General features: G+C 71.0%; 19 protein-coding genes. 9 read left to right on the plus strand and 10 right to left on the minus strand.

Annotated features, from left to right (window positions below; genetic code table 11):
• Window positions 1–232: 232 nt before the first annotated feature.
• Complete coding sequence (locus ACIGAQ_RS29805; RefSeq protein ID WP_399788244.1) at window positions 233–1,531, plus strand: PAS domain-containing protein; 1,299 nt, start codon at window positions 233–235, stop codon at window positions 1,529–1,531.
• A 386-nt stretch (window positions 1,532–1,917) separates the two neighbouring features.
• The gene (locus tag ACIGAQ_RS29810; protein ID WP_399788247.1) at window positions 1,918–2,985 is read left to right on the plus strand and encodes an esterase-like activity of phytase family protein; all 1,068 of its coding nucleotides are present in this window, start codon (window positions 1,918–1,920) and stop codon (window positions 2,983–2,985) included.
• A gap of 61 nt (window positions 2,986–3,046) precedes the next feature.
• Here ACIGAQ_RS29810 and ACIGAQ_RS29815 read toward each other — a convergent pair whose 3' ends face one another.
• Together ACIGAQ_RS29815 and ACIGAQ_RS29820 are read right to left on the minus strand one after the other, a co-directional pair.
• Complete coding sequence (locus ACIGAQ_RS29815; RefSeq protein ID WP_399788250.1) at window positions 3,047–4,375, minus strand: APC family permease; 1,329 nt, start codon at window positions 4,373–4,375, stop codon at window positions 3,047–3,049.
• A 219-nt stretch (window positions 4,376–4,594) separates the two neighbouring features.
• Window positions 4,595–5,023 carry an ATP-binding protein gene (locus ACIGAQ_RS29820; protein ID WP_399788253.1) on the minus strand — a complete coding sequence of 143 codons (429 nt, stop codon included), beginning with the start codon at window positions 5,021–5,023 and terminating at the stop codon, window positions 4,595–4,597.
• 1,499 nt (window positions 5,024–6,522) lie between these two features.
• Between ACIGAQ_RS29820 and ACIGAQ_RS29825 the strand changes: the two genes are divergently transcribed.
• Window positions 6,523–6,693: a hypothetical protein gene (locus ACIGAQ_RS29825; RefSeq protein ID WP_399788256.1), complete on the plus strand. Its 171-nt coding sequence runs from the start codon at window positions 6,523–6,525 to the stop codon at window positions 6,691–6,693.
• A 78-nt stretch (window positions 6,694–6,771) separates the two neighbouring features.
• Here the strand turns inward: ACIGAQ_RS29825 and ACIGAQ_RS29830 are convergent, their stop codons facing one another.
• Entirely contained in the window at window positions 6,772–7,419 is a 648-nt protein-coding gene (locus ACIGAQ_RS29830; RefSeq protein ID WP_399788259.1) for a response regulator, read from the minus strand.
• A gap of 259 nt (window positions 7,420–7,678) precedes the next feature.
• Here ACIGAQ_RS29830 and ACIGAQ_RS29835 point away from each other — a divergent pair, with 259 nt between their 5' ends.
• Complete coding sequence (locus ACIGAQ_RS29835; RefSeq protein WP_399788262.1) at window positions 7,679–7,939, plus strand: hypothetical protein; 261 nt, start codon at window positions 7,679–7,681, stop codon at window positions 7,937–7,939.
• 13 nt (window positions 7,940–7,952) lie between these two features.
• A complete protein-coding gene (locus ACIGAQ_RS29840; protein WP_399788265.1) occupies window positions 7,953–8,549 on the plus strand; it encodes a formaldehyde-activating enzyme in 597 nt (198 codons plus the stop codon).
• Window positions 8,550–8,801: 252 nt separating this feature from the next.
• On the opposite strand, the gene ACIGAQ_RS29845 is transcribed toward ACIGAQ_RS29840, so the two are convergent.
• A complete protein-coding gene (locus tag ACIGAQ_RS29845) occupies window positions 8,802–10,160 on the minus strand; it encodes an MFS transporter (protein WP_399788268.1) in 1,359 nt (452 codons plus the stop codon).
• A 1,120-nt stretch (window positions 10,161–11,280) separates the two neighbouring features.
• Here ACIGAQ_RS29845 and ACIGAQ_RS29850 point away from each other — a divergent pair.
• Window positions 11,281–12,108: an IclR family transcriptional regulator gene (locus tag ACIGAQ_RS29850; protein WP_399788271.1), complete on the plus strand. Its 828-nt coding sequence runs from the start codon at window positions 11,281–11,283 to the stop codon at window positions 12,106–12,108.
• A 122-nt stretch (window positions 12,109–12,230) separates the two neighbouring features.
• Here the strand turns inward: ACIGAQ_RS29850 and ACIGAQ_RS29855 are convergent, their stop codons facing one another.
• Entirely contained in the window at window positions 12,231–12,701 is a 471-nt protein-coding gene (locus ACIGAQ_RS29855; RefSeq protein ID WP_399788274.1) for a hypothetical protein, read from the minus strand.
• 93 nt (window positions 12,702–12,794) lie between these two features.
• Window positions 12,795–14,462, minus strand: coding sequence for a PucR family transcriptional regulator ligand-binding domain-containing protein (locus ACIGAQ_RS29860; protein ID WP_399788277.1), 1,668 nt, complete (start codon window positions 14,460–14,462; stop codon window positions 12,795–12,797).
• Window positions 14,463–14,696: 234 nt separating this feature from the next.
• Here ACIGAQ_RS29860 and ACIGAQ_RS29865 point away from each other — a divergent pair, with 234 nt between their 5' ends.
• A complete protein-coding gene (locus tag ACIGAQ_RS29865) occupies window positions 14,697–14,882 on the plus strand; it encodes a hypothetical protein (protein ID WP_399788280.1) in 186 nt (61 codons plus the stop codon).
• A gap of 215 nt (window positions 14,883–15,097) precedes the next feature.
• Here ACIGAQ_RS29865 and ACIGAQ_RS29870 read toward each other — a convergent pair whose 3' ends face one another.
• The 3 genes from ACIGAQ_RS29870 to ACIGAQ_RS29880 all read right to left on the minus strand — a co-directional run bounded on the left by ACIGAQ_RS29870 (window position 15,098) and on the right by ACIGAQ_RS29880 (window position 20,279).
• Entirely contained in the window at window positions 15,098–17,296 is a 2,199-nt protein-coding gene (locus ACIGAQ_RS29870; protein WP_399788283.1) for a SpoIIE family protein phosphatase, read from the minus strand.
• A 149-nt stretch (window positions 17,297–17,445) separates the two neighbouring features.
• Window positions 17,446–18,681: a sensor histidine kinase gene (locus ACIGAQ_RS29875; RefSeq protein WP_399788285.1), complete on the minus strand. Its 1,236-nt coding sequence runs from the start codon at window positions 18,679–18,681 to the stop codon at window positions 17,446–17,448.
• A gap of 215 nt (window positions 18,682–18,896) precedes the next feature.
• The gene (locus ACIGAQ_RS29880; protein WP_399788288.1) at window positions 18,897–20,279 is read right to left on the minus strand and encodes a lanthionine synthetase C family protein; all 1,383 of its coding nucleotides are present in this window, start codon (window positions 20,277–20,279) and stop codon (window positions 18,897–18,899) included.
• A gap of 447 nt (window positions 20,280–20,726) precedes the next feature.
• Between ACIGAQ_RS29880 and ACIGAQ_RS29885 the strand changes: the two genes are divergently transcribed.
• Window positions 20,727–20,852 (plus strand): hypothetical protein, encoded by a 126-nt coding sequence (locus ACIGAQ_RS29885; protein ID WP_399788291.1) that lies wholly within the window; start codon window positions 20,727–20,729, stop codon window positions 20,850–20,852.
• Window positions 20,853–20,920: 68 nt separating this feature from the next.
• Window positions 20,921–21,520 carry a flavoprotein gene (locus ACIGAQ_RS29890; RefSeq protein ID WP_399788294.1) on the plus strand — a complete coding sequence of 200 codons (600 nt, stop codon included), beginning with the start codon at window positions 20,921–20,923 and terminating at the stop codon, window positions 21,518–21,520.
• A 154-nt stretch (window positions 21,521–21,674) separates the two neighbouring features.
• On the opposite strand, the gene ACIGAQ_RS29895 is transcribed toward ACIGAQ_RS29890, so the two are convergent.
• On the minus strand, window positions 21,675–23,060 hold the full coding sequence (locus tag ACIGAQ_RS29895) for a lanthionine synthetase C family protein (RefSeq protein ID WP_399788297.1): 1,386 nt from the start codon (window positions 23,058–23,060) through the stop codon (window positions 21,675–21,677).
• Between the last annotated feature and the right edge of the window lie 66 nt (window positions 23,061–23,126).

The raw sequence follows: 23,126 nt of genomic DNA on the forward strand, positions 1-23,126 counted from the left end.
TTACACGCTGCCAATTTTGCGGGCGAGAAGTTTACGCAGGCGCTCCGGCGCACATTACGGTGCGCCGGCCGATGCGATATTTCCCCTTGGCTTAACGGGGCGCACTTCCACGGCGGAGGGCTGCTGATGAGGCAGGAAACGGCCCGGGGCGGGGGCGAATTCGCCCGTCCGGCTCCTTCTCGGCGTACCCACACCACATGAGAGAGCGATGCGCGCACAGGACGAGTCATGGATGCCTTTGCTGGACATGCTGCCGCTGGCCTGGTGGCAGACGGACCCCGGCCTGCGCATCACCGCTGAGGGCGGGGCGGCGGCACGGCACGCACGAGGCTGTGACCCGGCCGGGCGGATGCCTGAGGTCCACCACCACGGCCCGGACCGCCTGGAGCCGCCCGCCCTGGACACCGTCATGCACGGCCATGCTCTGGCCGGCCGGACGGTCCGCTGGCGGGCGAAGAGCGCCGGCAGACTGCTCGATGTCGCCGCCGGCCCGCGCCGCGACGCAGCAGGCCGGGTCGTGGGCATCTCCGCCCTGGCCGTCGACACCACGGCCGCAGCACTGGAGCGGGAACGGTATGCCGCCCTCGCCGCCTACCTGCCCGCGGCCGCCTTCATCCGCGACGCGGACGAGCGGTACCTGTGGGTGAACGAGGCGTACGCCCACCTGTACGGCGCGCCGCCGACACAGATCGTGGGACGCAGCCTGGCCGAGGTCGTCCCGCCCGAGGACGTGCAGCGGTTCCGCTCCCTGGACCGCCAAGTCATGGCCTGCGCACAGCCGATGCGTCACCGCCTGTCGTTCCTGCGGCCCGGCGGCGGGACGGGACAGGCGGTCGGTCACCGATTTCCCCTGGCCGGTCCGGCCGGCGGGTGTGTGGCAGGGATATACGTCGATGTCACCGACCACGCGCGCACCCTGCAGGTGAAGGCGCGTATGGAGGAGGACCTGTTCGCGCTGCGCGACCGCTCCGGGGCGGCGTCGCTGACCCTGTCGCTCAGCGGCAGCATCGAGCGGGCCAGCCCGGGAGCGGCTGAGCTTCTCGCCACCACCGTCGCCGCGTTGGAGGCCAGCGACCTGCGCGACCACCTGGCGCCCCTGCCGCCGGCCGAGGCCGAGCGATTGCTGGCCCTGTGGCGTGCGCTGGCCAGGGGACGCTCGACCCGTGGCCGTCTGCGGCTGCGGTGCCGCACGGCGAGCGGTGCGCTGCGCATGGTCCGCGTCGATCTCGCCGTCGCACGGTCGGCGCGGCGGCCGGTGAGGCTGCTGACACTGATGGTTCCCCTCGGCGCGGAGCACCCGATGGTGCCCCGCCTGGCGCCCATCCAGCAGCGGGTGTTGCTGGCGCTGGCGCGAGGGGAGTCCAATGCCCAGATCAGCAGCGCGCTGAACGTCTCACGGCAGGCACTCGACTACCATCTGCGGCGGCTTCGTGTTCTGCTCGACGCCCCCTCCCGTCCGGCCCTCGTCGCCCGCGGCTACACACTGGGCCTGCTGGATGCCTCGGTATGGCCGCCGGCGTTCACCACCTGAGGCACCCCGCACGAGCGACCACAGGATGCACCGCGCCTTGTGCGGCAGACGCCCTCGCGCCCGGCGGCCCCGGCGAGCCGCGATGACCCGGGTACGCCTCGATGCGGGCAGCGACGCCGCCCCCGGCGTTCCCAGCCCGCCCTCGCGGGGGTGGGCGCTGCCGCTGCGCGGGAAGGGACAGCCGAGCCCGCACCGCCCGCCGCGTGCCCCGGCAGCCGCACCTTGCGCGGGCACGTCCCCGGTTGCGCCCAGGGCAACCACGCGTTGAAGGACCTGCCGGGCCCTGCTTACCGTCCGCCCGGCGCGCCCGTGACGTGCGCTGGACGCAGCGGGCGAGGCGCGCGGGCCGGCCGGTGGCCGATCGCCCCGGAAAAAGAGGGGGAAGCATGCTCACGACGGACGCCGGGGCGCGTCGCAGCCGCACGGCGGTCGCTGCCGCACTGGCCTGCGCCGCGCTTGCCGCCATGTGCCTGACCGCCCCCCGGGCTCACGCCGAGGACGTGTCGCATCCGTGCTCGCCGCGCGTGAGCATCACGTCCTTCTCCGACGCCCTGGACAAGAGCACCGTCTCGGGCAGGCAGGTGAGCGGACTGTCGGCGCTGGCGGTGGATCCCGCAGGCGGCCGTGTTTCCGCCCTCTCCGACCGTTCCACACTCTTGGAGCTGTCAGAAGACCTGTCCCGGGCGACGTCGCTCGTGCGGCTGACCGACCGGACGGGCCGGACCCTGGACTCCGAGGCCCTGGTCGTCCAGGCCGACGGCTCCCGGCTGATCGCCTCGGAGAACGAGCCGTCCATCACCCGCCACGCGCCCGACGGCAGCCACCTGGACACGCTGGAGGTGCCGGGGAATCTGCGGGTGTATCCCCGCGGACCGGCCTGGGCCAACCGGACCTTCGAAGGGCTGAGCGTTCACCCGGCGGGGCACACGCTGATCGCGTCGATGGAAGGCGCGATCACCGGGGACAGCAGTACCGTCCGGCGCCTGCAGACCTGGGACCACGATGCCGCGGCCGACCGGTGGCGGCCGGCACGGCAGTACGGATATCGCGCGGACGCCGGCCTCGACATCTCCGACATCGCGGCGACCGGCGACGGACGCCTCCTGGTCGTCGAACGGGGCTACAGTTCCCGCCGCGGAAGCCTGGTGCGCCTCTACCTCGCCGACCCGGCCAAGGCCACGGACGTGCGCACCATCACGTCGTTGACCAGCCGTTCCTCCGCCGCCCTCGTGCCCAAGACGCTGATGGCCGATCTCGGCACCTGTCCTTCCCTGGGGGCGCGAGCCCTTCAGCCGCAGGACAACCCCCTCCTGGACAACATCGAGGGCATGACGGTCACCGGCCGGACGCGGCAAGGACACCTGCGCCTGCTGCTCGTCAGCGACGACAACGGCAGCCACGAGCAGATCACCCGCCTGTACCGCCTCACGGCGAGCCTTCCCCCTCGTGCCTAGCCAGGGCCGGGCCCGTGCAGCCGTCCTGGCCCGGAGGTGATCACGCGGGTGCGACGCTCCCTCAGGACGCCGGTGAGCGGGCCTCCTTGGCCAGCAGCAACGGCGTGCCCAGGACCAGGACCACGACACCGGTGATCGAGCCCCATCCCGCGTGGAACAGGCTGGACCACAGCACCCAGCAACTGCCCAGCGCCAGCAGCGCCGGCGTCAGCGGATACAGCGGCACCCGGTAGTGGCTCTCGCCGCCGCTCTCGCGCCGGCGGAAGATGTACAGGCTCAGCGCGACCAGCAGCATGAACGACCAGAACACCGGGGCGGTGTAGTCGACCATCGCCTGGAACCCCTCGCGTGTGGCCGCCCCGAGCACCACCAGCACGGCCGAGGCCGCACCCTGCAGGACGAGCGCGCGGGCGGGGGTCGAGCCCTGCTCCTTCCAGGTGCCGATCGCACGCAGCACGGCCACGTCCCGGCCGAGCGCGTAGGAGGAGCGCGATCCTGTGATGATCAGCCCGTTGAGCGTGGTGAGGGTGGCGAGCACCACGACAACGCTCACGATCGTCGCACCGGTGTCACCGGCCACGGCCCGCATCATGGAGGCGCCGACCGCGTCGCTGCTGCGGATGCCGTCCAGGCCCAGCACATGCAGATAGGCCGCGTTGATCGCCAGGCAGGCCGCGATGACGATCAGCACACCGACCATCAGGGCACGCGCCATGTGGTGTCCGGCGTCGTGAAGTTCCCCGGACAGATAGGCCGCCTCGTTCCAGCCGCCGTAGGTCAGGAGAATGAACATCATCGCCACACCCACCTGGCTCAGGGAAGGCGTATGCGCTGCCGCGGCGGGCGCCGGCGCGGGGTCCGCCACGATGCCGCAGACGATGATCCCCGCCATGCACAGCAGGGCGAGGATTTCGACGACGTTCTGCACCCGCTTGCCCAAGGGGGTGCCCAGGCAGTTGACCCAGGTGAACACGCCGACGGCCACCAGCGCGTAGAGGCCCGGACCGTACGTCCCCAGCGGCCGGAGCACACTCATGTAGTCGCCCAGGACGAAGGCCGCGGCCGCGATCGCACCGGGCTGGATGACGCTGCAGCGCGCCCAGGCGAACAGCAGCGCCACCTTCGGCCCGTAGGCGGCCCGCAGGAACGCGTACTCCCCTCCGACGTCGGGGCGTGCGCTGCCGAGTTCGGCGTAGCACACGGAACCGATCAGCGTGAACAGGCCACCCAGCAGCCACAGCACCAGGTACACCGTGGTGTCGCCGGTGTGGCTCGCCACCAGCGACGGTGTTTTGAACACCCCGATGCCCAGGACGATGCCCACCACCATGAGGGTGACGTCGGTGGGGGTCAGGCCGGTCCGGGGTGCCGAGCGGTCGGCTTCAGGCATGCAGGTCTGGCCTCGGTGGAACAGGGGCCGGCACCGAAGGGGCAAGCGGGCCGGCCGAACGGTTGACGAGGCGCCGGGCCGTGACACACGGTCGGGCGAGGCGAGTGAAGGCTAGCCGACCGGGGCGGTCTTCCCGGTGGGGCACGTCGGGCCGGGGGCCGCGCACCTGGGTGGCGTGAGCCGTTGCGGACCGGCACCAGACCCAGCCACCGCAGCCTGTCAGGTGGCAGCCGCGGACGGGCCGGCGCCGTCAGGGACGACGACCGCCCGGACCGTCTTGCCGCCCGTCTCGTGGGGCAGGACCTCGATGCACTGGGCCAGCACCGCGACGATGCCCAGTCCGTACCCGCCGCACGTCACGCTCTGGGCGCACGGCTCGACCGGAAGCGCCTCCGGCAGGGCCGGCAGGTCGGAGCTGGTGTCCCAGACCTCCACCACCGCCGTGTCCGCGGACACTTCAAGGCTCATCCTGCACGGCCCGTCCGTGTACCGGCAGGCATTGGTCACCAGTTCGGAGACGACGAGGACCAGATCCTCCTGCGCCTCCCGCGGCCACCGGGCGTTCCCGGCGAGGTGACTGCACGCCCGGCGTGCCGCGCGGAGCGCGTCATGGCTTGCGTCGATCCACAGCGCAACGCGTTCCCACACGGGTTTCGTAAGAGTGCCTTCTGCCACGATCATCTCCAGTCCCCTTCGACGACCGCCCGGGGCCCTCAAGGTAGAAAGTGGTGGATTCGGGCAACAGTCCGGGTTGTGTCCATCGCAACTGCCCCCCATCGCCCCGCAGGTGCGGGACACGAGGCCGGGGGGGGGGGATCCCCGATCAGCCCGTTTCGGGCCTGGGCGCCGGGTCCCCGACGGGGCCGCGCACTGCTTGGCGGTGGCAAGCCGGCCCGCCCCAGGTGATCCAGCTGCACGCATCTGCGGAGGTCGTCCGGGGGTCGCTGAGGAGTTCCTCGCTCCGCACGTGAAGGTCGTATCCGTCGAAGATCTTGTGAGTGTCCATCGTGGGCTCCTTATGGGGGAGGGTCAGCCGCCGCAGGGACACCGGCCCTTTGTTCCTTGCTGTATCCATGCTGCGCCCGGCTCCGGTGACCGGGAGCCCCCCATTCGGCCGGTCGCAGGGGGGACGTTACTTATGTCACAGCGCCCGGTGTGCGGCCAGGAAGAGTCGGCCCGCAAGGGCCGGTCAGTGGGCCGCTCGCCACCCGCACGATCTTGAAGACGACCAGCGCCGATACGACGAGCAGGTACGCACACAGCGCGCCCATGCCCACCGCGCGGCCGGTGGACTTCACGGGCGGGTCGAGGCTTCGCAGCGGTGGCATCCGCCACGAGGAGCGCCCTGCGCGGTCGATGGGCCGGCGGCGGCCGGCAGCGTCTTGATCCAGGACGGCAGTCCACGCCGCTCGCCCCGGCCGCCACCCGGGACGGGTGCCCGGCGCGCCGCGGATGTCGCCGGTGTGGGCCTCGTCCAGCACGGCCGGCGGGCAGGTGTCGTCCTCATCCGGGGGGGGTGCCGGTGGTCATGATGTGCCTTCCCGCGCTCACGGGGCGTCAGAAAGCCCCGGCTGTCGGCAGGGAGCCCTGCACGAGGGCGGCGCAGGGCGGGCGCGGGCGCGGGGCGCAGTGGTCAGGTCGCAGGACGGCTCGTCGCCGCGTGATCCGCGTGCGGTGCGGCGCCGCTCGGCTGACGGGGGTGGGGCCCTCCGAGAAGCGGAGCGGCCTGCAGGTGGCGGCCGATGCGCTCCACGAAGTGATACGTGACCTGGACGGCTGTGATGATGCGACCGGGCATGACAGATGCTCCTCTCGTCCGCTGCACCCGATTGTGGTCGGGACAGGACCGTCGGCCGATGGACCGGACGGGGGAACGGCCGGTGGACGGCGCAAGGCGCCCTGCGGGCCCGCACGCGTCCCCTTGCGCGGCCGGCAGGGCCGCCCGGGCGACCGCGGCACCGGATCAGGCTCGCCCCCTGCGCCGTCCGCCCGGGGGAGACCACCCGGCCAGGGACGGATGACAGCCTTGACCTGTACGGGCGGTCGGCTCGGACCGCTTCGGCAACGGCCCTCATCCCCTCGGGAGGGCGCTGCCGCCGGAGCCTTGCGAGAAGGCCGGACCCTTGCGAGAAGGAGAGACGAACCTCATGGACCCGCGCGCCCTGTTCACCGGATACGACGTGTACACGAACGCCGCCGACATCGCCGGCGAGTCGCAGCACAGCTACATGCTCAACACCGTCACCACGCACTGCCTGCCCAGCCGCCACTGCCGTCCGGCCCTGCCGGCCCCGGTCACGTGCCCGGGGCTCGCCTGACAGCGGCGCGGGTGAGGCGATGCGACGGGCGCGCCGCCCGCCGCGTGCCCGCTGCGTTGCCGGTGGGCGGGTGGGCGGTCATTCCAGCAGGCCGCGGCGCATCGCCTCCGCCACCGCGGCGGCCCGGTCGGAGACCTCCAGCTTTTCGTAGAGCTTCTGGGCGTGTGTCTTGACGGTGCTGGCGCCCAGGACAAGCTCCTTGGCCGTCTCCGGGATGCTCAGGCCCCGGGCGAACGCATGGAGCACCTGTCGCTCCCGTTCGGTGAGCACCGGGGTGTCGCGTGCGGCCCGCATACGGATCTGGGCGGCCAGATCGCCGGTCAGCTCGGGCGGCACGACCGTGAGCCCCTTGGCCACCTTCATCACGGCGTCGACGATCTCGGCGCGCCGGGACTCCTTGGCCAGGTATCCGGCAGCCCCCTCCTGGATGGCCCGGAAGACCACCGAGCTCTCCGTCGTCGCGGACAGGATGATCACCCGTGTGGGCAGGTCGTCGCGGTGGACGGCGTGGACGACCGCGATGCCGTCCAGGTCGGGCAGCCGGTAGTCGACCACGGCCACGGCCGGTTTCTCCGCCCGGATCGCCGTGAGTGCCTCCCGTCCCGTGGCTGCCTCCGCGACGACCTCGATCTGACCGCTCAGGGCCAGCCCGCGGGCGATGCCTTCCCGGTAGATCGGATGGTCGTCCACCACGACCACGCGCACTCGCGCCGTCATTCCAGACATGCGACCACCACTTCCTGTGCACGCGCTGTCGCGGACGTCCGGCACCTCACCTTCAGCATCCGCCATCCGGGAGGCAGCCGCGCGGTGGAGCAGTGGCGCACCTGCCCGGACCGGGCCCGGCGGCAGGACAGCCGGTCGCACACCCGGAGGTCTCACACGCGTGGTTGCAGCCAGAACAACAGTTCGTTGAGGTCTTGTCCCGGCCACTCATAGCGTGAGCACCCGTTGCTCAGCGCCCACCCCCGAAGGAACGCGTCGCATGCCGGCACCCGATCGACGTCCTCCCCGCTCACCGGCGGTCATCGTGCCACCGCTCATGGACAGCGGCCTGCTGGCAGGACACGACTGCAGCGCTCTGGCCAGGGCCCGCGCCGTCACCCTCCTGGCGGGCGCCGCGGGCATCGGTGCCCGCGACGCACGGGTCATGTTCGACGCGCTCGGCTTCACCGAAACCGACCTGCTCCTGGCCAGGGACCTCCTGCGCGACAGACGCGCGCAGCGACAGGTCGGCGCCGGATGAAGCAGGTGCAGACGTGAACGTCGGGGAAGCCCGCCTGGGCGAGAGTCCGAACGACGCCCACGTCACCACGATCACCGGCTGCCGGCCCGGATGCGTCCGCCCGCCCCGGACGGCGGCTTTCACCACGCCGTTCTCGCCTCCCAGGCCTGGCGCCACCGCCGTGCCGCCGGACATCACACCGCCCCCCGTGATCGTCTTCCTCGGCGCGGGCCCCCTCACCAGCCGACGGCACCGGGACATGACCCTGGGCCCGGCCCAGGCCGGGGTGGCCGCGGGCGTGACGGACGCCGTCCTGCGCCAGGAGATCCCCCGGCACGACGCGGGCTCACTGGTGATCGTGGTCCTGACGGGGGTGAACCCTGCGGCCACCGACCCGGAACAGGTCTACCTCAATCACCGGGGCGCGGTGCGCCGGGCGCTGATGCACGGGGCGACCGGCCCCGCCCCCGGGGGCGGGGCCGCGCCGCAGGCACGGCGCACCCCGCTCACCGACCCGCTCACCCCGGCCCCTGCCGGCGCCACGTGGCCGGCACCCTGGGACGGCATGCACGGGCCGGCAGGACGAACCGGACATGATCGCCGGCCGGGGCATCCGTTTCCCATCCGATGACGATGCGGTCCAGGCGCTCGAGCGATGGTCCGGCACGGGAGCGACGCCGGCCCGAGCGGACCGGCACCCGGTCGCGGGACAGCCGGCCGGCAACTGCACTCCTCAACCGGACTCGCGCGGCCCCTGGTTCGAACGGCTGCCGCACTTGCGCGCCAGGCCCGCCCCGGCGACCGGACGCGAAATCCCACGGCAAGTTCCGCAACGCCATGAACGAGCTGTTCTTCCCCCGGACCCGGCCCGCCGGGAACAGCGTCACGTGCCGTCCGGTGCGCCACCCGGCTGGGACGTGGAGGGGCCGCGCAGCGCGAAGACGGCGAACACCAACGTTCCGGCCGCAAGACCGCTCGCCAGAACGAAACCCGCCCGCGCCGCCGGAACGTTCACGACACCGGCCACGTCCAGTCTGTCGTCGTTGACGGCGAGCACCACCCCTCCGGCCACCGCCAGGCCGAAGGCGCCGCCCAGCTGACGCAGCATCTGCCGCAGCACGGACGCATCAGCCGTCTTGTCCCGGGGCACGACACCCATCAGTTCCGCACTCAGAGCGGGGATCGGCAGACCCAGCCCCACACCCGCCAGGACCATCCCCGGAATCTGCCACAGGTAGTCGTGCGCGGACAGCGCGGCCGTCCACGCGGTCGTCCCGACCGTGGCAGCCACCAGCCCGCACAGCGCGGGCACCCGCACCGACTTGAAGGAGTCCAGCAGGTATCCGGAGGCGAACGTCCCCGCGGTGAGAGAGATCACCAGGGGAAGCAGACACAGGCCCGAGGCCAGCAGCGACAGATTCAGCGACTGGCGCAGGAACACGGCACCGTGCACCAGAACGATCATCTGCGCGGCCTGCACCGAGAAGGTGAGCGTCACCGCCACCGCATAGCGCCGAATGGCCAGCAGGCGCAGATCCACCACCGGGTGCGCGGAGCGCAGCGTCAGCCGCACGGCGAACACCAACGCCGCCGCACCCGTCATCAGCGCCGCGAACGACCTGAGGTCCGCAAACCCCCAGATACCCCAGCCGTACAGTCCCAGGACCAGCATGGCCAGCGCGAAAGCCATGGCCAGCACATGCCCCACCGACAGCGACCCGCCCGCCGCGGTGTTGCGCATGTGCGCCTGGGCCGCCAGCCAGAGGATCACACCACTGAGCGGAACGTTGACGAGGAAGACCGCCCGCCATCCGAACGACTCGGCCAGCACTGCCCCGATGAGCGGACCGAACACGAAGAAGATCTGTGCCAGTCCCGCATAGATCGCCAGAGCGCGGCCGCGTTCCTCCTCGGTGTACAGGTCGGTGATCATCGTGGTCGCCACCGGAAGCATCAGCGCCGCCCCCGCGCCCTGCACACAGCGGGCGGTGAGGATGAACGCCTCCGCCGCGCCCCCGGCCGGTGCGAGCCCGCAGCTCGCGGACGCGAGGACGAAGGTCACCACCCCCCACTGGAAGGTGCGCACCAAGCCGATCCTGCGGGCCAGCATGCCGCCGACCGGGGTGAGGGACGACAGCGACAGCACATAGACCAGCACCACGCTGTGCATCGTGAACGTCGTCAGGTGCAGTGCCCGGGCCATCGGATCCAGGGCGACGGCGACAACGGTCTGGTCCAGCATGACGGTTCCCCCGGCACCTCCCATGGCGGCCAGGACGAACGGCCTGCGGGGCGGGGGAGTCCCCTCCTGGGACAAGGCGTCGGCATGCGGCACACCGGTGCAACGATCGGGAGTACCGTTGTGCAACGGTCCTCGCGACAGGCCGACTCCTCGCGGCTCGCGGCTGGCGCGACAGGTGTCAAGAAGTCTTACACCTGCGGCTGTGCTGCGGTGCCGGCCTTCTCGCGTGGCATCCTCGTGCACATCTTCGGCGAAGCGCGATGTTCGATGTTGACGCCGGACAGGACACAGCTCGCCAAGCTGCACAGTGGGAGGCACAAGGGTGCGCAGACTTCGGGCCGACGTGGGCATGGCAGTGGACCTCGGATCCCTGAAAGGCCATGGGCGATGCGTGGTGCCGCAGGGGCCACCGCCCGCGCACCGCAGCCTCAGGGCGGCCGAACGACCCGTGTCCCCCTCGCAGCGCCGCTGCGCCCCCTGATCGCTCCCTGCGGCCGGCCGTCATCCGCCCGGCCGCGGCGCCAGGTTCCGCCACCCGGACAGCGACCCTGCCCAGGTGACTGCCATGGCGCGGAGCAACCGGCAGGGCCTCCTGGTGGCTCAACCCCCCTCCGAGCACGGCCAGGAGGCCCTGACCGATCCCGTCGCACCGGGTGCGCGCGAAGGCGGTGCCGCCCGGGAAACGGTGTGCGAGCGGCGCCTGGTGTCGGCACGGGCGCGTGCCGTGCGCCGGCGCCGCGGACAACGCCTCCACCGGGTGGGGGAGGAGCTTTCCGCCGGTCGGCCCAGCCGTTGAACCACCACCCCTGTCCGCCGGCCGGCCCGCTGCCCGAGCGGCTGGTCACCCTACGCTCGATGACGAAGAGCTCGGCCGGGCGGGTCTCGTACGGACACCACCGTCGCCGCCACCACGGGCTGCTGCCTTCGCGCGGAGCCGCCGCATCGGCAAAGGTGCGCGGCCCGCTCAAGGCCTCTTCGCCAGGCGTCACGAGCGCCGCCGGGCCGCCCAGTCGGTGCCGGCAGCCATACGTCGTCCGACAGGCGAGCGCTTCCCGACGACGACGGGTCCTGCTGTTTGCCAGGTGGCGGACCGGAAAGCGAGGTCGTTATGAACGTGCGGATGGCTCACGGGTTGCGCCGCGACCTGGAACTGCTGGAGGCGTTGTGCAGCCAGGAAGCGGTCACCCAGTTCGGTCTGGGTGTCAACCGCATCGCGCAGCTGTGCCAGCGGCAGAAGAGCCAGGTCTCACGAGCACTGGCCGGGCTGCTGCAGGCCGGCCTGGTCGAGCGTGACCCCGAAACGCTCGCCTATCGGTGCGGCTGGCGCCTGTTCGACCTGGCGGCAGCCACCCGGGACAGCCAGCTGGTGCAGTCCGCCAGGCCCTGTCTGGAGGAGCTGGCCGCCTCGCTGGGACGGCCCGCCTACCTGTGTGCGCTGCGCGGCTCCGGCGTCACGGTCCTGGTGGCGGAGCCCGTGGCCTTCCAAGGCCGCTGTGTCGTCAAGGAAGGCACGGCCGCCGCGGCCCTGCACACCGCCCCCGGACGGGTTCTGATGAGTGAGAGCGCAGAACCCGCCGTGCGAAGCACATGGGACCAGACCCCGGCCGTACCGCACACAGCCGGCCTCGATCAGGTGCTGGCGCATCTGCGGCAGATCCGCGCTGCCGGATACGCACACCTGGGCGGCGAATACCGCAACGGGCTGGGCGGCATAGCCGCACCCGTGCGGGACTTCACCACCCGCATGGTCGCCGCGGTCAGCGTCCCCGCCCACCCCGACCGGGTCACGTCGCAGGAGGACGCCGTGATCCGCGCGACCCAGCGCTGCGCGGCGCAACTGTCCTACGCCATGGGCTACGCGGAACCCGCCCGCAGGGTCCGCTCGTCGATGGTGACCACCTCACGTCCGTGCACCACTCCCGGGTGCAGCGGCGCGGTACTCGTCTGAGACGTGTTCACCCGCCGCGGGACACCGCCTCGTTGCCGGGCCCGAGCGGCAACGAAGCGGGCGGGGCCGGCCCGTTCGAGCCGCCCGGCCGGAGGCCGCCCTGACCGGCCCCGGCCGGGCCCTCAGGCGTGCCGGGTCACCTGAGCCCGGCCCCTGCCGCGCTCCCGCCGCAGTTCGCTCTCCACGACGCGCACCTGCAGGGTCAGCGTCTGCAGCCGGTGGTACTCCTGCTCACTGAGATCGACGAACTCCTCGACGTCCCCGTCGTCGAGGTCGAGGCCTTCCAGTTCGTCCCGGGCGGTGCGGCTGTTCACGGTGGCGCCCGCCATGCCCGCCTCCAGATGGAAGCGCACCAAGCGGGCGAGCAGCACCGGCCGGCGGTGCAGCAAGGGCACATGCCGCCATCTGCCCGGGCCCAGAGTGAACAACCAGTCCTTCGCCGACCCGACGAACAGGTCACTGCCCGGTGCGCACACCGAGCCGGGCCACACGTGTTCCGCGGGCAGTGCGGTGATGGCGACCACCCTCCTGGCCCCGTGCGGGCCTTTGACCGTGGACGGCGAGGGCAGGTGTCCGGTACGTGGATGCTTCATCGTTGCCGTCCTTCAGGTGGCGACCCTGCCGCCACGTGCTCTCGGGCCGGCAGAGAATTCGGATCGGGACAGGGACCGAGGTGACAACGGGCCCTAGATGGCGCTGAGCTGCCTGATCACATGCAACGCGTGGGTCGCCACCTGCAGGCTCAGACAGGAGCGAGGGTCATCCAGCTTCACCTCGAGGATGCGTTCGATCCGCTCCAGGCGCTCATACAGGGACGGGCGGGAGAGCTGGGCGGCCTCGGCTGCCGCGGTCTTGTTGCGTCCGGAATCGAGATAGTGGGTCAGCACCGACGCCAGGTCGGTGCCGTGCCGGGCGTCGTAGGCGAGCAGCGGGCCGATCTCGTTCTCGACGAAGGTCTGCAGACGGCTGTCGTCGTGCAGGAGCCGCAGCAGGCCGGTGAGCCGCAGATCCTGCGGCCGGATGTAGGGGGCCTTACCGAAGGAGTAGTGACTGCGCAACGCCACTTTGAGTGTCTGAAAGGCACACATCAGGCTGCGTCGTGCCTCGTGGATGGAGGCGACCGTCGGGCCCACCGTGATGACGACCTGGCCGTGCCGCTCACGCTCGCCCCGGGCGCCGAAGCGGCCGAAGTACTCCTTCGTCCGGGCTCTGACCGTGCGGGAGAAGGAGTCGACCACCTTCAACGCATCGGCTTCCTCCACCGTCATGAGCACCGCTATCGCCCCGTTGTCGAGTGCCGCCACCAGCGCACGGATGCGGTGCTGCTGCAGCACGGTGACGACCAGCTCCTCCAGGCACCGCGTGTCGGAGCGCGAGGGCCGGCTGCTGCCGTGCTGCTGCACCGCGAGGCCGACGAGCTGAGTGTCCTCCAGCGGAAGACCCATGGCGCAGGAACGCAGCGCGACCTCCTTGGTGGTCAGGGAGTGCGTCAGCACACCTTGCAGCAGGGCCGCGTGCGCCTGCCGCTCCACGTACTCCTCACCGGAGCCGATCAACTGGTTCAACGCCAGAGTCTGCGCACCCCTTCTCAGGATCAACGAGGGCAGCTCCGAGGAGACCGGCTTGCCCGTCCCGCGGGCGCCGCAGGCGGCGGGCAGCAGAAGAAGACGGCCCCAGTCCTTGCCCCGCGCACCCACGGTGGCCGTCAGCCAGCCGTCCTCCACAGCCGTGCCGTTTGCAGGGGCCGCCGGTATCCGCCGGGACCGCTTCTCCCATCCGGCCAGCAGGCGGGCCGGATCCTCGTTGGCGGAGGCGTAGGCGAGCATCTGGTGAGCGAGGTTCTCCAACACCACCGGACGGCCCGCCATCAGAGCGATCTGCCGTACCACCTCCCACGGACTGGCGCCCTCCAGCGCCAGCTCCGTGAAGACCTGGTGCACGTCCTCCGCGGCGGTCAGTGCGGCCCACCGCTCCTCGGCGATGGCCAGATTGACCGCTTCGGCGATCTCGTTCAGATCGGCCTCGGGCTCCAGCGTCACCAGCACGACACGATGCCGCTCGGCCGCGTCGACCAGGCCCACGGGCAGCACCTGGGGGTAACGACGCCCCAGGGCCACCACCACAGCCGCCACTTCGGCCTCGGCCAGAGCGGCGAACAGCGAGTCGATCTCCGCGTCGTCCGGGGGGAAGGGAGCCCCGCAGGTGAGCAGCAGCTGCCGGGCCTGCCACGTCCGGCCGGCCCACATCAGCTCACTGGTGTGAACCCACTGCACGGGTGCGCTGAGCATGTCGTTGCCGGCGACCACCCGGGGTGCGCTGCGCGCCACGACGTCCAGGCCAAGCACATCCGCCACACTCACCATGCCATGCTCCAGAGAACGCCACACTCGACTCCGCCCCTCGACCGGCTGCGCACGCGCCCCCGAGCGCATCACCGGGCCACAGCGTAGGAACACACCGAGAACGGCTCCAATGGCCGGTTGTCCTGGTTGCAACGGCAAAAGAGCGTTGCGCCGGCCGCAACCCCGACGTCCATGTCCGGAGAATCTCCCGTACTGTGCGTTTCCGACGCCTTTCGGGAGGTCGCGATGGCTCAGCCGTACCGGGTGCAGCGCATCGGCAGGCTCTATGCCGTCATCTGCCTGAGAACACGCAGGATCGTCTACGCCACCACCGACCTGCGCCTGGCCGGCAGGCGGGCGCAGAAGTTGGGCCGGGCCCAAGCCGGTGCCCGGCAAGGCGCCGTGCCGGCGCCACGCCGCCCGGCCGACTAGTGCCAGGATCCGCCGGGCCCGGCGGCCGGACGACGGCCCGCAAAGGCACCCCCCGCCCAGCGTGGACGCCCGGAGCCCGCCCGCGTCCAGCGGTCGGCCGCGGCACCCCCGGGCAAGCCATGGAGCCCTCGTGAGCATCACTGACGCCTTCGGCGGATTCGAGGAACAGCAACGCGTGGCGGCCTGCCCGCAGGGCGGGGCCGTCCGAAGCGGCGTCAGGTCTCCACGTCGACCCACACGGTCTTGCCCCGGCCACTGGGCGAGTTTCCCCAGTCGGAGGAGAGACTTTCCACGATGACGAGTCCTCTTCCGTGCTCCGCGTACTCGTTCTCCTCCTCCAGCGCCAGGATCGAGGCCGGCACCGGTGGGGCGGGGTCGGCGTCCCGGACCTCCAGGCGCAGGTGATCGGGGTACTCCCGAAGGCGAAGATCGACGTCGCTGTCGGCGTGGATCAACGCGTTGGTGACTATCTCCGAGGTCACCAGCTCGATGCTGTCGCTCACCTCGTCCAGGCCCCAGGAGTGCAGGCTCTCGCGCACGAACTGCCGGGCATCTTTGACCGCATGGAGATCGTGGCGCTGACAGCTCATCCGGGATGTGTGGTGACGCGGCCCGGCCTGCGGCCCTTCGTAGTGGGCCAGGAGCAACGCGACGTCGTCTCGCGGCGCCCCGCTGAGGGCCGCTTCGTCGACGAGGCGGTCGGCGATGCGTTCGAGCGAGGTGTCCGCGAGCCTGTTCGCGGACGCCAACGAGGCCTGTGCTTCACGGGTCGTACCGGTGGGGTGGGACTGCGTGAGTCCGTTGGTGTACAGCATCAGCAAGCTGCCCGGGCTCAGCGTCACTTCCGCAGTGGCGTACGTGGCATCCGTCTCGACGCCCAAGGGAATGTTCACCGGCAGCCGTAGGGTGTCGACGGTTGCGTCCGCGGCCTGCACCAGGGGCGGGGGATGGCCGGCGAGAGCCGCTTCGCCGGAGCCGCTGCTGACCTCGAGACTGAGGAAACAGCACGTGGCCATGAGGTCCGTGTCCAGCTCGGACAGAAGGTGATTGGCCCGTCCCAGGACAGCGCCGGGCGGATGTCCCTCGGCCGCGTAGGCGCGCACCGCGCTGCGCAGTTGGCCCATGACGACGGAACTTTCGATGCTGTGTCCTTCCACGTCGCCCACCACGAGGCCGACCCGCCCGTCGGCCAGGGGCAGCATGTCGTACCAGTCGCCGCCGAGACCGGCCGTGGTGGGAGCCGGTACGTAGCGGCCCGTGGTCACCATGCCCGGGACCTCGGCCAGGATGCGGGGCAGCAGCTTCTTCTGCAGGCTCTCGGCGAGGGAACGGGAACTCTCGTCCAGGCTCGCCCTTTGCAGGGCGGAGCCGAGAAGGTTCATCATCATCATCGAGACCGCCCGCTCTTCGGAGGTGAACCCCCGCGGGTGGTCGAAACCGAGGATGCACACCCCCACCGGCCGGCCGCTGACGGTGATGGGCAGACAGGCGCTGGCCTCCAGCTCGTCCTCCACGGCGGTCGGATACGACCGGAGCAGACTGCGGCGGTCGTCGAAGAACAGCGGTGTCTGTCTCAGCAGCGCGTCGGCGTCAGGACGGTGGGCGTCCGCCGTCGATCCGTGCAGGCGTCTCAGTGCCACGGTCGGATACCCGCTGTGGCCCGCCACCCACAGCCGCCCCTCTTTGAGCAGACTCATCACCAGCGCCGTGGCCCCGAAGGGTGCCGCGATCCGCGACCGGGCCACCGCCATGACGTCACCGACGCCGGCGGCTTCGTTGAGTTCGGCAGCCAGGTGATGCACCTGGTACATGAAGCTGACCTCGGTCGAACCGACGAAGTCCGGCAGCCCCCAGCGGACGCCGGCGGCACCGGAGGCCAGCGGCTTGCGATGGTAGATGGGCAGCAGCGCGGGCTTGGCCCGGCTGCGCATGGAGATCTGCCGGTCGGCCAGGGTCTGCAGCGTGCGGCCGAGGCTGTGCGCCTCATCCAGCAGGCCGGTCACCTCCGGCTCGCTGGGGAAGTCGGAGCGTGGAGGAACCCAGATCAGTGTCAGAACGCCGAATCGGCGCCTGGGCGTGCCGACCGGAACGGAGACCACCGAGTACGGGAAGGGGACGCGGCTGGCGAGCGGCAGGTCGGACGCGGCCGGGGCGGTGAAGCCCGCCCATGCCACATCCCCCGTACTGAAGGCGGTGGTTGTCGCATAAGGCGCGTCGATGTCCATCTGCTCGGGCATGGTGAAGATCGCCGGCGGGGCTCCTCCGATGATCACAGCACGCAGGGTCCGGTCGTCGTCGGCCAGCAGGTAGGCGAGCCCGGTATTGGCTCCCCACCCTTCGATGACCCGGCGCAAAACGGTGGCGAGCGCATAATCACGCTGAAGGGTCCCGGGTTCTCCCGTCGCATTCGTCATGGGCCGCGGTTCCAAGTGAGTCACCCCGCAACGAAAGGGGGTGAGGGTTCTTGTGTTGCCTCAATCGTCCCCCTCGGCGAAGTGGCGCGCATCCGCGCTCGCCGCATCGTCGACCACCGCCCGGTCGGCAACACAGGGCGACGGATTGGTCACCTACAGTGCCCGGAGTGGTGAAGGCCGGTGCGGTTCGAGGGTGTTTCTTCGCCGGGGCCGCAGGCGGAGACGGTTCGGCGGCGGGGAAGGCTGACCCGTACCGACGTGCCGCGGGCAACCGGCAGGAACTCCAGCCGCCCGTGCGCCGCCTCCACGCGCACCCGCAGGGACGCCAAACCGATGTGGCCCTGGGCGAGACGGTCACGCAGCATCGCCCTCTCGACGCCCTTGCCGTCGTCGGTCACGGTCAGACAGAGCCAGTCGTCCGTCTCTTCCAGCGTGATGTGCAGGCGGGAAGCACCGGAATGCCGCACCGCATTGCCCACCAGTTCCCGTGCCACGCCGAACAGCAGCACGTCGTGGGTACGGGGCACCTCGGCCAGATCACACTCCGCCTGCAGCCTGCCGCGCTCCCGGGCGGCCTGCGCCAGTGACCTGATCGCCTCGGCCAGACCGGCCGTCTCCAGCACCGCCGGATGCAGCTGGTAGGTGGCGTGCCGCAGATCCTTCGCGACCTGCGTCAGCGTGTCGTCCGCCCGGCTCAGCGCGGACCGCTCGCCGGTCTCGGCGAACTCCTCCAGGTCGTGACGCGCGGCGAGGATCGACTGCAGCGGCCCGTCGTGAAGTGCCTCGGCCATGATCTTCCGCTGGCGTTCCTCCGCTCCGACCACCTGCGCCAGGAGATCCGAGCGCACACCGACGAGCTCACCGATACGGAAAATCCTGCTGCGGTGCGCCGCGGACAGCACGAACACCAACGTGCACACCACCAGATGGGCACACACCAAGATCCACAGACGAAGCCAGGTCAGTTCCCGGACCGCGGCGGGATCGGTCACCAGAGCCGCCACGAAGGCGACCGCGTTGCATGCCAGGGTGATCGCCGTCGTGCTCAGCCGAATGCTGAAGGCGCAGAAGAGAGGAAGAACGAAGAGAAACGGCAGGAAGAGGTTGGGGCCGTGGGAGAGCTGCAGGAGGAGAAACACCGCCGCGACGTCGATCACGCCGGACATCGCATCGGCCGGCACGCAGAACCTGCGCGGGGCACGGGTGCACCACCACAGCAGTCCGCCCAGCGTGTACGCCGCATACGCCGCGATGACCGTCAGCAGCAGCGCCCAGCCGCCCGGGGGAGTGTCGGCGACGGCGGTCACGGCGAGCATCGCTGCCAGCGCCAGCCGGAAACCGTTGCACAGCAGCTGCACCCGCCTGCCGTACTCGGCGAAGACCACCCTCGTCGTGGCGGCGTCCCCGGCGCGGCCCGGCCGGCACCTGCCCCGTGCACCCGTCACCTTCTCGGCCCACGGGTGTGGCCGGCCACCCGGCGCGACGGGCGGGCGCGGCACATCGGCACGCTGCCGTGCTGTCGGATCGCACACGCTGAACATGGCCTCTCCTTCATCCGCGACAGGCTCGGGGAACAGTGACACCGGCAGGCCGTGACGGCTCACGACAGGCCGAAGCACCGGTCCCAGGGCCGGTCGGCAGGTGTGGGCAGGGGGTGCCGGGTGAGGTCGAGCAGCGCGCATGCCACACCGGCGGCGCCTTCCAGCAGGCCTGCCCGGTCGGTCCTTTCCTTCCCGGGCGCGTCGGGGAGACTGCTGCGCACGGTGTGGCGGAACAGGAAGGGAGCATCCTCATCCGCCTCCGCCAGGACGGCCGTTGCGATCCGGTGGCATCCTGCCAGCAGTTCGGCGTCCGCGCAGTCGCGAGCCACCCGGGTGACCGTCTGGAGGAAACCGGCGAACCCGTGGCACATCGTGGCCCCGTCCAGCCCCCACTGCTGCTGCCGGCGTGCCACGTCGATGCGCAGCGTGGCGACGGCTCGTTGACGCCAGCGAGGTTCGTCCAGCAGCCTGCCCGCCCGGTACAGCGCCACCGCCACCGCGGGCGTGCCGTAACACCACGCGGACTGCTGATGCGCCCGGACGTCGAGAGCACCGGTGACCTGCTCCTCGAAGGTGACACGGTCGGGCCAGGCCTCACGGGACCTGGTGGGCAGCCAGTGGGAGAGCCACTCGGCGATGGTACTGATGGCCATGCGCTGGCCGGGCAGTTCGTGCCCGTACTCCAGCGCCGAGCACAGCACGGCCAGCACCCCGGTGATGCCGTGCGCCATACCGGTGTCGAAGAACCCCTCGGGATACAGCACGCGCTCCCGCTCGGTGAACAGACTGGAGGCGGGAAGCCACCATCCGGGAACGCGCCGGCCGTGCACCGGGGCGGGGCGGGTCAGTGCGATCAGATACCGCAGGGACTGTGTCACCGCCCGGGCCACGTCGGCGGTGTTCTCGGCCGGGTCCAAGAAGCTGTCCAGCAGCAGGCGCGTCGTCCCGGACACTCCGCTGATCAGGTCGTACTCGGATGCCGAAGCCAGCCGCGCGCTCCCGCGGCGCATCGAATCCAGACGCCACAGCTGCATCGAGGCGACCGACTGCGCCAGGGCAGCGCGCAGGGAGGCGTAGTCGCCGTCGGGGCCGGCGCAGGTCTGCGCTGCGGCCAGCAGCGCAGCCGGACCGTGGAAGAGCCCGGCCCCGGCTGGTTCCGGCAGTGCCTGCACGGCACGGGTCAGGTGCCGGTGGGCCACCGGACGGTACGCCCGATCACGGCGGGCCAGCTCGCCGTAGAGGAGAGCCGGGCCGGGAAACCCCGTCGCCAGACTCAGCGGATGCCACACCGGCACCCCGAGAGCTGCCTCGATACGGGTCTCGGTCCTGCAGGCCACGGATACGACATCGTCCGGCTGGGCCAGCCGGACGGCCACCGCCTCGATGATCTTCTCGGCCCTGGCCGGCAGGGTGCCGGTGTCGAGTGTCGGGGTTGGCGACATCACGGATACCTCTCTGTCTTGTGTCCCACCGGTCGCTGATGGCTGCGGCCGTCCGGGACAGGCCTCGCGGCCTGCGCCCTCCGGCGAGCACCGCAGGGACCGTCGAAAGCGCGGCCAGGACCGGCAGCCATGAAGCCGGCGCTTCCGGTGACCGTGCACAGGGCAGGACCGGCTGAGACCCACTCTGTCCGGCCGCCGCGCCCACCGGGGTCCGACGATCCGGGGGCCGGGCGGGGGATCCGGCCCGGATCCACCTGCTTCATCGGCGTGCGCACCGCCCTCGCGGCACATCCCCCGGCGGATCGGCCGGCTGGTGTATGCCCGGCACGGCACGGTTCGCCGACTCTGGATGTGTGAGGCCGTGGACGGCGAGAGCTCGAAGCGGATTCCTCGACCCACTCGGTTTCCCTTCGCAGGGAAGCACTACTCAGCGAAAGAAGACGCGCAATGGACACGTTTGATCTTTTCGTCGGTTACGACATCCATGTGAGCCCGCAGGAGCTCGACGCCGAGTCGAATCTCGAAGACGCCGACACCGATGCCTCGCTGTTCGGGACCCGCGAAATCTGTTGACGGCTCGCCCCAAGGCGGCGGAAGCGCATGCTGCGACTCCGCCGCCCCGACCTGCAAGGACCCATGCCGTGAAGACCTCCGACCAGCACGCTGCCGAGAAGGACACCCCTCGGGTGCTCATCTGCGCGACCGGTGCCGCCGCCGTGCTCTCCCTGCCCCAGGTGCTCATCGCGATACGGGCGAGGATGCGATGCCATCTGACCGTGGTGATGAGTGCCGGCGCCACACGCTTCGTCACAGCGCAGGCTCTGCGCCACGTCGCCGATGAACTGGTCGATGCCTCGAACCCCGAGGAGGCATTCGCGGCCGGACACATGAAGCTCGCCATGAACGCGGACCTGATTCTCGTGCTGCCGTGCAGCGCCGCCACGCTCTCGGCTGCCGCCCACGGCCTGGCACATGAGCTGATCCCCGCCATCGTTCTGGCTTCTCCCAAGCCCGTGATCTTTCTTCCCAGCATGCATCGCGTGATGTGGGAAAAGCCCGCCATGCAACGCAATGTCCGGCAACTGCGGGCCGATGGACACGAAGTGCCCGACCCCGTCTGGCGCAAGGGCTTCGAGCTGGCGGACCACTCCTTCGACGCTCATCCCGGGCTGGGCGCGCCACCGGCCCTGGCCCAACTCGTCCAGGCCCGGCTCCAGATCCCTCAGCCGGCTGCCGTGTAGATGTCACCTCGCGGAACAGTCCGCTGCCATCAGTGCCCTGTTCTCCGACCGCCGCCCGCAATGTGCGTGGGCGGCGGTCGGTCTGCCTGTCCGGTCCTGCCCTGCGCCGCGTACCACCGCATCAGCTCGGCGTCCTTTCCACCGGTTCACTGATTCATGCAAGGCCGAAGCACCGGTCCCAGGGCCGGTCGGCAGGTGTGGGCAGGGGGTGCCGGGTGAGGTCGAGCAGCGCGCATGCCACACCGGCGGCGCCTTCCAGCAGGCCTGCCCGGTCGGCTCGTTCCCTCACCGGTGCGTCGGGGTTGCCGCTGCGCACGGTGTGGCGGAACAGGAAGGGGGCGTCCTCGTCCGTTTCGGCCAGGACGGCCGTTGCGATCCGGTGGCATCCTGCCAGCAGTTCGGCGTCCGCGCAGTCGCGGGCCACCCGGGTGACCGTCTGGAGGAAACCGGCGAACCCGTGGCACATCGTGGCCCCGTCCAGCCCCCACCGCTCCTGCCGGCGTGCCACGTCGATGCGCAGCGTGGCGACGGCTCGTTGACGCCAGCGGGGTTCGTCCAGCAGCCTGCCCGCCCGGTACAGCGCCACCGCCACCGCGGGCGTGCCGTAACACCACGCGGACTGGACGGTGGTTCTCCTGCGGAGACTGCCGGTGACCTGTTCCTGAAACCCGACACGGTCGGGCCAGTGCTCGTGGGGGCCGGTGGGCAGCCAGTGGGAGAGCCACTCGGCGATGGTGCTGATGGCCGTGCGCTGGCCGGGCAGTTCGTGCCCGTACTCCAGCGCCGAGCACAGCACGGCCAGCACCCCGGTGATGCCGTGCGCCATACCGGTGTCGAAGAACCCCTCGGGGTAGAGGCCGCGGTCCCGCTCGGTGAACAGATCGGAGGCGGGAAGCCACCATCCGGGCACCTGCCGGCCGTGCACCGGGGCGGGGCGGGTCAGTGCGATCAGATACCGCAGGGACTGTGCCACCGCCCGGGCCACGTCGGCGGTGTTCTCGGCCGGGTCCAAGAAGCTGTCCAGCAGCAGGCGCGTCGTCCCGGACACTCCGTTGAACAGGTCGTACTCGGACACGGTGGTGACCTGAGCAGTTCTTCGACGCACCGCATCCAGACGACGCAGCTGCATCGAGGCCACCGACTGCGCCAGGGCAGCGCGCAGGGAGGCGTAGTCGCCGTCGGGGCCGGCGCAGGTCTGCGCTGCGGCCAGCAGCGCAGCCGGACCGTGGAAGAGCCCGGCCCCGGCCGGTTCCGGTAGTGCCTGCACGGCACGGGACAGGTGCCGGTGGGCCACCGGACGGTACGCCCGATCACGGCGGGCCAGCTCGCCGTAGAGGAGAGCCGGGCCGGGAAACCCCGTCGCCAGACTCAGCGGATGCCACACCGTGTAGCCATAGGCCGCCTCGATACGAGTTTCGGCCCTGGAAGCGAGAGCCTGCATGTGACTGGGCTGGGCCAGCCGTGATGCCACACGCTCGACGACCTTCTCGGCGGCGCGCATCGCCATGGTCTCGGTGCCGAGTGCCGGGCTCTGCGACATCACACATCCCTCTCGTCCTGTGCCGGGGCGAGGCCGAAGCGGTGAACGAACCGGAGCGGACCGTCA

It is taken from the genome of Streptomyces sp. NPDC085932 (assembly GCF_044540525.1).
Classification (GTDB): domain Bacteria; phylum Actinomycetota; class Actinomycetes; order Streptomycetales; family Streptomycetaceae; genus Streptomyces; species Streptomyces levis.